This is a genomic window from Chloroflexus sp. MS-CIW-1 (assembly GCF_030444705.1).
GTDB lineage: Bacteria > Chloroflexota > Chloroflexia > Chloroflexales > Chloroflexaceae > Chloroflexus.
The window spans coordinates 2,868,288-2,880,105 of record NZ_JAUBWR010000001.1 but is presented as its reverse complement, the minus strand read 5'-3'; the positions used below and the strand labels follow the sequence as shown (position 1 = coordinate 2,880,105).

The 11,818-nt window shown below is 50.6% G+C and carries 6 protein-coding genes and 1 pseudogene; 3 read left to right on the top strand and 4 right to left on the bottom strand.

The window, feature by feature from the left end:
- The 3 genes and pseudogenes from QTO31_RS11500 to erpA all read left to right on the top strand — a co-directional run bounded on the left by QTO31_RS11500 (position 1) and on the right by erpA (position 4,738).
- Positions 1-279 carry an ATP-binding protein gene (locus QTO31_RS11500; protein ID WP_301429175.1) on the top strand — a complete coding sequence of 93 codons (279 nt, stop codon included), beginning with the start codon at positions 1-3 and terminating at the stop codon, positions 277-279.
- 1,204 nt (positions 280-1,483) lie between these two features.
- Positions 1,484-3,988, top strand: a pseudogene (locus tag QTO31_RS11495) (BsuBI/PstI family type II restriction endonuclease).
- A gap of 306 nt (positions 3,989-4,294) precedes the next feature.
- Positions 4,295-4,738, top strand: coding sequence for an iron-sulfur cluster insertion protein ErpA (gene erpA / locus QTO31_RS11490; protein ID WP_301429174.1), 444 nt, complete (start codon positions 4,295-4,297; stop codon positions 4,736-4,738).
- 157 nt (positions 4,739-4,895) lie between these two features.
- Here the strand turns inward: erpA and QTO31_RS11485 are convergent, their stop codons facing one another.
- The 4 genes from QTO31_RS11485 to QTO31_RS11470 form a co-directional block, all read right to left on the bottom strand.
- On the bottom strand, positions 4,896-5,531 hold the full coding sequence (locus QTO31_RS11485) for an FmdE family protein (RefSeq protein WP_031459460.1): 636 nt from the start codon (positions 5,529-5,531) through the stop codon (positions 4,896-4,898).
- A 756-nt stretch (positions 5,532-6,287) separates the two neighbouring features.
- The gene (locus QTO31_RS11480; protein ID WP_301429173.1) at positions 6,288-9,542 is read right to left on the bottom strand and encodes a molybdopterin-dependent oxidoreductase; all 3,255 of its coding nucleotides are present in this window, start codon (positions 9,540-9,542) and stop codon (positions 6,288-6,290) included.
- 49 nt (positions 9,543-9,591) lie between these two features.
- Entirely contained in the window at positions 9,592-10,737 is a 1,146-nt protein-coding gene (gene nrfD / locus QTO31_RS11475; protein WP_301429172.1) for an NrfD/PsrC family molybdoenzyme membrane anchor subunit, read from the bottom strand.
- Positions 10,738-10,748: 11 nt separating this feature from the next.
- On the bottom strand, positions 10,749-11,699 hold the full coding sequence (locus QTO31_RS11470) for a 4Fe-4S dicluster domain-containing protein (RefSeq protein ID WP_301429171.1): 951 nt from the start codon (positions 11,697-11,699) through the stop codon (positions 10,749-10,751).
- Positions 11,700-11,818 lie beyond the last annotated feature (119 nt).

Sequence of the window (11,818 nt, the reverse complement as noted above, 5' to 3'; positions counted from 1 at the left end):
ATGACTGTCACTGCCTTTCGCGTGCAGAACTTCATGGGCTTTGAAGACAGCGGCTGGATCGAGTTGCGACCGATCACACTCCTGTTCGGTCGCAACTCCAGCGGCAAGAGCGCGCTTATCCGGTCGCTCTTGTTGCTGCGCCAGAGCCTGGACAGCTCGCCAGACAGCGGTGCGCTGCTGTTTGTTAAGATGATGGCTACGATTTTGGCGATTATCGAGAAATTGTGCGCGACCATGACGTTGGGCAAGACGTTTTATGTTGGTTCAAGTTGCAAATAGTGGCTAGCGAGGACACTCCGGCTATTCGTAAACTGGTATTGGATGCGATATACGATCTTGTAGGTCATCCATTAGACACAGAGACATCCATAATACAAGTCTACATCGATTAGACTCATTTTTAGTGTAAATGACTCAACGGGAACTACTCATCTAAAGGGCTTCAATGTATTCGATAAGGATGACGACACTCTCTTTCATGCAGCCTATGTCTCCAAGAATGCAGATGATAGCACTTTGTAGGAGTTTACCTCAGATTTTTTCGACACAGGGGTTAAAGAGGATGAAACGGTTGACGTCAATGTGTGTTATTATACTATCCTGCCCATGAGTCCTTAGTTTTGAAACGTTGCGACACCGGAGTATACCGTGGTTTTCTGGTCAGCACCTCCTCCCAATACCGTTGCCAGTCCACAAGATGCGGTCCTCAACGAGATAGATCGTCTCGATGCAGAGCTATTTCAGCGAATTCAAAGTAAGTTCATTATTCACCCATCCCTCTCACGGGTGCTAGTTAGCTTTCAAGCTAACAGGACGCGACCCTTCTATCACTGGCACAAATTGAAAGAAACATTCTCGGCTATGCTAATCGAGTATTCATACCTCCCACGTTACCTCAGAGGGGATTCTGAATCCGTTTGCCGGAAGTGGCACTGCATTGTTTGTGCCCAGTGCGATGGGAATGCATGCTGACGGTATCGAAGTATTGCCCATCGGTCGTGAGATTATTACGGTCAAACAATTGCTGGATACAGGTTTGAAAATGATGATCCAAAGTATACCCCGTATCGAGACCATGTATAATTTCAGGTGCCACTCATCGGTGCACGGCGGTACCATCCCTTGCCTATGGTGATGCATCGGTCGGGGCACAGCGGCGCTGCACCTGTACCTTTATCGACGGGTTTCATCCGTTGGACCGTGAGATGATATAAGCACTTATCGGTAGTCGAGTAGCACCTGCAACTTACCATTTCATAGAAGGCTTATTAGAAGGCTTTCGTTTTTTCTCTGATCTGAGCTATATGGCTTATTGGGGTTTTGCACATCCCCAACCTGCTCTGACAGTTTACCGGCTTTGTGTTCCATCACAATGCTTGTGGTACCATGCAGTGATAGTTGTGCGCAGAGAGCAGCATAGCGACATCTCTGCATCATCATTGGGTGGGGGTTTGACACTCCCGAAAGTAGTAGCATTCAAGCGATGAAAGCTACAACATTGTTAGCAGGCGCTATACGGTATAGTAATCTTCTTGAGCGGTTAGATGTTCTGCGCTTGGAAGCTCATCGAAAATTGACAACGAATCGTGCGGAAAAAGGCCAGTTCTTTACTCCTCAGAAGCTAGCACGGTTCATGGCACGTATGTTTGCCGAACGACCGAGCACCTTGCATATCCTTGATTCAGGCGCTGGTATTGGCTCATTATCGGCAGCCCTCGTTGTTGAAGCATCTCAGTGGTTACCAAAACCGTCAGCGATTACGGTAACTGCATATGAAATTGATCCAACCCTGGTAGAATATCTTCATATAACGCTTGATTCTTGCCAAGAAATATGCCACCAAGAAAAGATTTCCTTTTCATATGAAATTCTACAAGATGACTTCATCAGGGCAAGTGTTGAGATCATACGTGGAAGTACATTATTTACTACGCATAAGTCCTTCAATGCTGCTATTCTTAATCCTCCCTATAAAAAGATCAATACGGCATCCACTACACACCGTCTTTTGCAGAAAGTTGGAATCGAGACTACTAATATGTACACAGCCTTTCTTTGGCTCGCTATCAGGTTGATGGAGCCGAACGGCGAACTAGTTGCGATTACTCCGAGAAGTTTTTGTAATGGTCCCTATTTCCTTCCATTCCGAAAAGCTCTTCTGGAAACGATGTCCATAAATCGGCTCCATATCTTTGATTATAGGGATAGAGCCTTTAAAGAAGACGATGTTTTACAAGAAAATGTAATTTTGCATGCCACAAAGTCACGTCGGCAAGGAAACGTAATCATTTCGTCGAGCGCTGACCCCGATGATCCATATATAACGGTTCGTAAAGTTGATTATCACCAACTGGTTTATCCTGATGATCCCAACGTATTTATCCATATTGTTCCCAGTGGATTGAGCCAGAGAATTGGGCAACAGGCTCGTCGTCTTCTTGCATCAATTGACGAAATAGGCATCATGGTTTCCACTGGCAAAGTTGTTGATTTCCGTGCTATTGACTTCCTAACGGAAAGACCAGATGCAGAAACCGTTCCGCTGATTTATCCAAGCAACTTTTCTCAAGGTTATATTGCTTGGCCCAATGGACAAAACAAAAAACCATCCGCTATACGGTTGACAAAAGAGACCGAAAATCTACTCGTACCCGCTGGCTGGTATGTCTTGGTTAAACGCTTCTCGGCCAAAGAAGAAAAAAGGCGTATTGTGGCAGCTGTATGTGATCCTGCTCGCTTAAATTCTAAATTCATAGGCATAGAAAATCACTTAAACTATTACCACCAAAACGGAAGAGGACTTCCTCCGTTATTGGCAAAAGGGTTAGCGGCGTTTCTTAACTCAACGCTTGTGGATGAATACTTTAGGCAGTTTAGCGGTCATACACAAGTAAATGCAGCTGATTTGCGTAGTCTCAAATATCCCTCGCTCTCTCAGTTATTTGCGCTCGGCGAAGAAATAGGTGATACATTTCCAAAACAGGAAGAGTTAGACCAAATAGTTCTAGGAATACTAGGAATGGACACTACGAGTATGGACTTAAACGCTAAAAAGAAAATTGAAGAAGCCCTTAACATTCTGCGTGCACTACAAATACCCAAAGCGCAATTGAATCAACGTTCTGCACTGACCCTGCTAGCACTGCTTGATATGAAGTCAAACACAGATTGGAGCGATGCTTCAAATCCGTTGCGTGGTATTACTGAAATGATGGATTATTTTCGTGAACATTTTGGTATTTCCTATGCACCGAATACTCGCGAAACGGTTCGTCGTTTTACAGTTCACCAATTCGTGCAAATGGGATTAGTGGTTGCTAACCCCGACGACATAACGCGACCCGTTAATAGTCCAAAGACAAGGTATCAAATTAATGCTAGTCTCCTCAAGGTAATTCGTACATATGGCACTAGCGAATGGGATACAAACTTGAGAGTCTATCTTAAGAATGCGCAAGAGTTACGCAGATTGCATGAGAAAGAACGAGAGATGGCTCTCATCCCAGTAAAGTTGCCAAATGGTAGAGAAGTCAGAATCACCGCAGGTGGTCAAAACGCTCTTATAAAACAAATCATAGAAGAGTTCTGCCCTCGCTTTACACCTGGTGGTCTGGTCATTTACGTTGGTGATGTTGGTGATAAGTTTAGAGTGTATGAGCAAGATTATCTTGCAAGTTTAGGCATTATCGTTGATGAAAACAGCAAAATGCCTGATGTAGTTGTTTATCTAGAAAATAAAAACTGACTAGTTCTTATTGAAGCAGTTACTAGCCACGGTCCGATTGACATCAAACGTCATAATGAACTTAGGGATTTATTTAGGGATAGTAAAGCCTCACTGGTATTTGTGACAGCATTTCCCACGCGGAAAGTAATGATGAAGTATCTTCAGGAAATTGCATGGGAGACCGAAGTATGGGTAGCCGAAGCACCGAGTCATCTAATACATTTCAATGGTGAACGTTTTCTTGGCCCATCCGATGAATAGTTTACGCCGCCTGACAGGCGCTTCCAGCCGACCGTGCTTCGCAGCGGTTGAAGCGCTCGCTGTCAGGTGCCGCCATCTTCGACGTGGTAATAGAAGACCTAGGCGATAGCAAGAGAGTAACAAATAAGAACGCGAACCTCGCTCCCCTCTACCAGCCTCCCCCTTTCCTGCGTAGGGGTACCTGACAATACCCCCACCTTACGAAAGAAAATACTAGCATTTTGTGCCAACATCGTGTATACTTCACATATCGAAGGAGATAGTCGCTCCAGCATCTACATGCTTATGGTTTAAGGAGTAACGCTCATGACGACCGTTGATATCAATCAGATTTCGCTCCAACCGGCAACACCGCAACCGCTGCTCTCGATCAGTGAAGGTGCAGTTAATCGCCTGCTGAAGATGATGCAGGAAAAAGAGCTGGAAGGCTACGCACTGCGCGTCTTCGTTGCCGGTGGTGGCTGTTCTGGCCTTCAGTACGGCATGACCTTCGACGATGAGGTACGCGAAGGGGATAATGAGTTCTACGCCGGTAACCTGCGAGTGCTGGTTGATCCGATCAGTGCCCAGTACCTCTACGGCGCGTCGATTGATTTTGTCGATACGCTGATGGGTGGTGGTTTTAAGATCGATAACCCGAATGCGGTATCCTCCTGTGGTTGCGGTCACTCGTTCCGGGCGCGTGATACCGACTACAGCGAGGAAGACGACGATGCGCCGGTTGGTGGGTGCAGTACGTGCGGATATTGATCTTTTCGCGTTCGTCCTGTTGAAGGATAGCAATCCCTGGTTTGCACGCAGCAGACCAGGGATTTTCTATTGCCGTTGGGGGCTGTTGTGCGCTCTTTATGTTGCGAAACCTGGTGTTCCCGTATCCGAACTTTTCGTGATTTGGCTGAGGTGCGGTCTATACTCGATCCACTGTTGCATAATACCGTTCCCCCGCGCACGTGCGACAGAGCACGTGCCCATCGTGTACAACTTCACGAGCATTAATGATCTCTTCGCCACATTGTTCGCATGTCGCTCGTAGTCCGTTGCGGCTGATGATAGCTTTTAGATCGACCGTCAAGGTGACCGGTTGGGCAACCAGGAGTTCATGCAGCGGCATGAGTTGATAGGCGATCAGGTACGCATGCCACCGACTGCGTGCATCGGGGACATATCCACGGGCCAATTCGCGCACGTTAGGGCGAGGTGCGATGCGTAATGCCTGCCCGCTCTGCGTGTCAACGAATGTCGCAGCAACCTTGCCCACGTCGATCAACCGCATTGTGCGTCGTCCTAACCAGCAACCGGTGGCAACGCTGACCCCATCGGCGAAACAGCCATCGGTTTCAACGAAGGTGTAGAGCCGCTTGTTCGTTTGCGGTAATGCTAGACCTAACAGTTCGCCAGCGTACATTCCCATCCGCGCCCCAAGGACTTGCCGCGGGCATAGATGGCGATGCATGGCCGACGAGCGGCGTAGAAGATCGGCCAGTGGTTCAGGTGCAACAACTGTTTGTAGTGATGCAGAGTCGATCAATTCATCAATTGACACCGGTCTCCTCCTTGAAGGTATGATAAGGTTGCCTGTCGTTGTCAGTTGTGTGCAGCGTAACGTCGAAGAGTAGTTTTCCCGCAAACTAGGGTATGCGTAGTGGCGGCGATAGGTCTACGATCAACGTGCGACTATCTCTTGTTTCGCCAGGGCACGGATTGTCACAGTACGCAAAGCTGTTTCGTCGCTCCTGTTTCCCACTCCCTGCACATACCGATTGCGGGTGGTTTCCGTTGCAACATCGTTTTCAAGTTGTAGAACAGTGATGTATCATCGCCGTACCGCTTTCTGTTCCATTGACCTTCACAATCTATACCAGTTCGTTATCACTTTTATGCAAAATAAACATACTCTGTGACCGAAGGCCTGCCCTCCCTTTATGCCTCGTCGTTGATGTGCTGAGTCGTAGAGGCGATGCAACCGGCTTGCTATGGGTATCAAATCGCTTATCGGTTTCCTTGCATGATGTGCTTGCGAACAATTGTTATGATACCAGAGCGCGAGTGATGTTCAAGAGGGATGACCCGATGGTATCTGCAAAATGATACCAAAAGACCGCTATGGTAGCTGGTGCCACGGCTATCGCATGGCGACTGCTGAAGCGTAGATGTCATCTCTCTCCGCCGTTGCCGGATTTGGTGTCTACCCCTTACCTGTGTGCTACCGCTCGTCTAAACGATAAAGGTGGGGCGCAGGTGGACGTTTCTGCGCCCCAGAGACGGTGTTCATCAAAAGCGACGATATTCGTCCCTCCTCTTATCCAACCCGCTCTAATTTCACCTTCGAGTCGTAGAAGACAGCACTGCCGCCAACCAGATCGCTCAGGGTTACATTTCCCAACACCGGATCGACCCGCATCGCTGCATTGGCATGAACACCAGCCGCTCGCCGTGGATCGCCTGGGATCGTCACACCGTCGATTACGATGTTGCTGGCGCCGCTGGCAAAATGCCCCCAACCCAGCGGGAAGGAGATAACCCCAGGTCGAATACCTTCGATCACCTTGACTCTCCCGATCATTGGCTTGCGAGTGCCGTTGCGTAAATCCCACACACCTTCAGGGTTACTGGCTGAGCTGATCCGGACTCGATCACCATCGCGCAAACCGAGCCGTTCGGCGTCGATGCGGTTGATCAGGATCGGGTTTTCGGGCATCAGCGCCAGCAGCCAGTAGTTCGCAATACCACGAGCTTTGGCCATCATCGCCTCTTTGTACGTGATCAGGTGCAGGTCATAACCTTCATCAATCACCGGCGAACCATCGGCAGCCAAACCGGCGGGAATGTAGACGGGGTAGCCGAGTAAGTGCTCACCGGTCATGGAATTGATAGTATTGGCCGTCTTCTCTTGGTACAGATTGATCTGTTTCGCATAAGGATTACCGACCAGATCGCCCTTCCATCCCTTTTCGTAGGCCTGGTAGCGCCCACCGCGATTGAGCACATACACGGTCTGGCGCCAGAGCTGCTCATCGTTTCCGACGGCGGCACGCCATGTCGCCTCGTCAAATACACTCGGCGGTAGGAAGCGCCGCGCCCGGCGGAAGACTTCGAGTTCGTTGTCGTCGGCTGGGGGCACACCATCGCTACCGTCTTCCTTTTCACCAAAAGCAACATTGGCTGCAAGCTTGAGGTACAGATGTTCAGGGCGGGTAAACGGAATACCTTCGCCAAAACCGTTAGGACCGAAGCCGGGCAGTTCAAGCCGTTCAGCAATGGCGAGCACGAGCGCCTCAAAGCTGAGCGGGATCTCTTCACCAAAGACCTTGACCGTCGGCCAGTTGGGGAGACTGATCGCAGGCTGGCGAATGTTCTCTACTTTCCAAGGCACACTTGGGTGCGATCCATGAAATTCCCAGCGTTCAAGGAAGCTCAAATCGGGGAAGATGTAATCGGCGTAGGTGCTGGTTTCACCGACCATAATGTCGCAGGTTATGATCAGCGGAATCTTCTTCGGGTCGGCCAATATCTCGATCACCGTCTGCGCAGCCGGTAGGGCATAGTTGATCGCCGACATGTAGAACATAGCAACTTTGATCTGGTACGGGTAGGCATCTCCCATCGAGGGAACGTCTTCCTGGTAGATATCGGTTGCTAGTGGGAACCACGGTCGGCGCGCCGGATAGCCGTTAAATAGGGTCGATTTCTCGTAGGCTGTATTGGTGCGGAGCAAGTCAATACCGAACGGTACATTCGCCCCATTGTTCATCTTTTCAATCATGAACGGCCCTTTTGCTTTGTTGCCCAGCCGGTCGTATGTGGTAGGTTTGATCAGTCCACCGCGATGATCGAAATTACCGATCAGCGCGTTGAGCGTGTAGAAGGCGAAGTTGGTATAGAATCCGTTGGTATGCTGCGACGGGCCACGGTGAATATCGGCTACCGCACGAGTGCCATGGCTGGTAAATTCGTAAGCGATCTCAATAATATCTTCTACCTTCACATCGGCAATTGCAGCCCATTCTTCAATCGTATGCGTGCTGGCAGCTTCGTAGATGATCTGCAAGCCGCTCTTGACAGGAATCCCGTTCAGTTCAGTACTGACGAGCAGATCGCCCATAACCGGCGCCGCATCGGGATTGTTGGGATCGATGGGAGTGGGAACACCGTTAACCAGCGCAACAAACGGATCGAACGCAAAGCTGGCGCCGTCAGTGGTCACATATTTCTTGACCTTCTTCCCTTCAGCGTTGGTCTCTTCGACTACTGTCGTTAACCCGATTTCGCTGGCGCGCAAGAACTTACCTGGTTTTCCATTCTTGATCTTGACCAACCAGGTCGCGTTTGTCCAGCTCGGTTCACCGATCGCGGTAGCTGCCGCTTTGTTGGCGGCGGCGAGAAACGTTGCGTTGTAGCGCTTCTGCTCGATGATCCAGCGGATCATTGCCATAGCGAACGCCGCGTCGGTGCCTGGTTTAATCGGTATCCACTTCCACGCCTTGCTGGCAAGTTTACTCAACCGGGGATCAAGGACAACGTAGCGTAGACGCCCGTCGATGACCCCATGCGTGATACGGGGCGATTGTGGTGTCGGCCCATAATTGGCTTCAAAGTGGTTGGTGCCGACGAAGATGACGAATTCTGCATGACTGAGATCGGCCTGCCAGTAGAATTTTTGACCGCCGCTAAACTTGCCGGTAGCCGGATCAAACTGCTCGCTCATCGCTTTGCCGGTAAAGTACAGCGATCCCTGGCAGACAGTCGTGTGACCGTTAGCGTTGACCGAGCCGAAGCCTGATTTCACAAAGCGTTGGACGAGATCGCCGCGACCATTTTTCAACCGACCCCAGATAAAGGCAAATTGATTGTTTTTCGGTCCTAGATCGGGGTGATCGGGATCGATCAACACATCGAGATGGTCCGCAAAGTCACGTTTGAACTGCTCAACAAGAGCCGGTTTGTCTTCCGGTTTGGCATCCAGAATAGCTTTTACGGCAGCAGCCATCTCTTTGGCCAGTTTGGCGTCTTTGAGAGCGTAGAGTGCTCGTAAGCCTTCTACTGGACCCTCTCCGAACAGATCGCCACCTTCAACGATCTCATTGATCGCCTGATCAAAGTCAATCGTGATCCACTGACCGCCGCCGCGAGGTGTCCCCGGTTTGCGTTTCAGCACCCGCATGAGACGGTACGGATCGTAAGCTGTTTGAATCCCGGCCTGTCCTTTTGGACAGAGGGCGCCATCAATTGGCCCAATAGTGCTAACAGGCGTACTGTAAGGGAGTGGTGGTTCCATCGTCCAGGGGCTGTAAGGATTGCCCTCAAGTTTAGCCGCTATGCCATCAATCAGTTTAACCTTGAGGCCGCAGCCAGTATTGCATTGCAGGCAGACAGTCTGGATCGAATTGGTGGCATCAACCAGTGGTAGTTCAGCAGTCGGTGCTTCACTGCGGGCCAATCCGGACAATGGGCCAAAGCCGAGCAATGCAGCACCACCACCGATCAGCGCTGAGGTTTTGAGAAAATCACGGCGACTCATATCTTTAGCGCCGGGCATAGTCTTCTGTCGTTTCATATCAACACTCCTGTTCGTATTGCATGCGAACATTCGCTATCAATTTAGGTCAATCGGCGGTTACAGTCGCTTCGGTTGTTGGTCGGGTAAAGAGCGGCAGCCGATCAGTACCGACCAAGAAGCCAATCGTTGCTGCACCGACGATTCCAGCCGTTACTGCCCACTCCATTAGGCTTGGACTGTATGTAAAGCTGAGATGTGGGCCGTGGAAGGCTTCGCCCAAACCTTGTAATTCCGGTAGGCTAAGCGCCGGAAAGATAATGTTGGCACGGGCAACAGCCAGACCGATGAGGATACACAGTCCCATTAGTCCTGCGGCAAAGCCCTGTTTTCCGATTGGCATAGTGAGAATAATCAACGGCAGGAGCATTCCAATACCCAATTGCAAAAGCCAGAAGGCCCAGCCGTAAGGACCGAACAGCACCAGATTGATCGCTGCTGCACCGTGGCTACTATTCTGGTACAGGGCCTGTGACACGTCGCTCCAAAGGTAATAACCTTTGACCAACAGTAACACGACCATTGCCAGGCTTAAGACGTGTAGCTGCCTTGTCCGCCGTGAGTCGTGCTGCGGACCAAACCAACCGATAGCAATGAGCATTAGGGCTACACCAGAGGTTAGATTAAAGACGGGGAACTGGGCTGGCAAATTACTGACGTGCCAGCTTACGCGGTTTTGATTGACACCCAAGAGAGCACCGATGCCACCACTCAGGAAGATGGCGAGAATCAGACCAACCGCCATGATCGGTTTCAACCAGCGTGATCGCTGTGGTTGAAAACTAAGCCAGAGGCTTATAATGATGATCCCTAGGAATATCGTGTACCCCCAGACCAGTTGTGCCATGACAGAGCCAAAATGAGGTTGGAGGTAAACCTTCCAGATGCGAGACATGTGACCCAGATCGAGACCAATGGCGGCTAGACCGGCAGGGAGCGTGACCAATGCTCCCCAGAGCGCCATCCGTCCGCTACCACGAAAGAGCGGCAGATCGAAGAGTAAATCGAGAGTTGCCAGCATGAAGGAACCGGTTGCAACTCCGGCGAAGAACATATAGAGTGCTACCCATAGTCCCCACACCACATACGAACCATAGTTCGCGTGCATGTGGCCATAGACGAGGCGGTCGTACAAGCCCCACAGGCCAATAAGGAGGCCGAGAATGCCAGCGATGTAAAGGAGTCGCTTTAACATAAGTCTACCTCTCACTGCAAGTAGTACACTCGTGGTTCAGTACCAAGTTCTTCTTTCAAACGCATCACGTTTGGTCTAGCGATCAGTTCGCTTACCAGACTCTCCGGATCGTTGGCATCGCCAAAGAACGTTGCCCGCCCGATACACGTGGTGACACAGGCCGGTAGTTGACCGTTGAGCACCCGATGCATACAGAAGTGACATTTGCGCACATTCCCAACCGGCGAGTCGTGCAGGTCACGCCGGGCGTGAACCTTGTTATACTCGAAAGTGCTTGTTTGCTCATAACTCACGGCCTGCTCGGCTCCGAGCATCATCGCTGCTGATGGGGTGTTTGCAGTGTAGGTATAACCAAAGTCGAAGGTGCGGGCTCCGTAGGGGCAGGCGGCAATACAAGCCCGGCAGCCAATGCACTGCTCGTAGTTGACTTCAACGACACCGTGTTCATTAGTAAAGGTGGCCGAGACCGGACAAACTCCTGTGCACGGTGGATTGTCACATTGCATACATGGACGAGGAATGAAACGTCGACTGACATTTGGATAGCGACCAATTTCCTCTTCGATAACCGGTCGATACACAACCCCAGGCGGTAACTTGTTCTCGGCCACGCAGGCAATCGTACAGCCATGGCAGCCCACGCAGGCACGTAAATCGATGACCATCACCCAGCGTCGTTCAGCGACCGGTTTGGTCAATGCGCGTAGGAGATCAGTACGCATCCGCTCAAGCTGGTCAATGGGTGCACCGCTGATCCTGGCAGCACGGAGACGGGCAATTTCCGCTTCGTAGGCAGCCAATGCCTCCTCTGGGGTAAGCATATCGATTGTATCGGTTGGTTTTTCAGTGATAGCCGATGGTGCTACTGAAGCCACAGCGAGGACGCCAGCACCGGCTACCAGGGCGCCGAGAAAACCTCGGCGACTCACTGGGATTAAGGGAATAGTCGGTTGCCGGGACATAAGCCAAACTCCTTGTGCAATTCACTATAGTGATGGATGTGACATCCCTACTACCCACACTCTATGAAAAAGACAGCCGTATCGCTAGCAGGAAAAGTTGGATTCTTGGTACGGATGGG

Bases quoted from the DNA above. Each gene is read 5' to 3' on its own strand.
- QTO31_RS11480 (WP_301429173.1), bottom strand. From the start codon at position 9,542: ATGAAACGACAGAAGACTATGCCCGGCGCTAAAGATATGAGTCGCCGT.
- QTO31_RS11470 (WP_301429171.1), bottom strand. From the start codon at position 11,699: ATGTCCCGGCAACCGACTATTCCCTTAATCCCAGTGAGTCGCCGAGGT.
- nrfD (WP_301429172.1), bottom strand. From the start codon at position 10,737: ATGTTAAAGCGACTCCTTTACATCGCTGGCATTCTCGGCCTCCTTATT.
- QTO31_RS11500 (WP_301429175.1), top strand. From the start codon at position 1: ATGACTGTCACTGCCTTTCGCGTGCAGAACTTCATGGGCTTTGAAGAC.
- erpA (WP_301429174.1), top strand. From the start codon at position 4,295: ATGACGACCGTTGATATCAATCAGATTTCGCTCCAACCGGCAACACCG.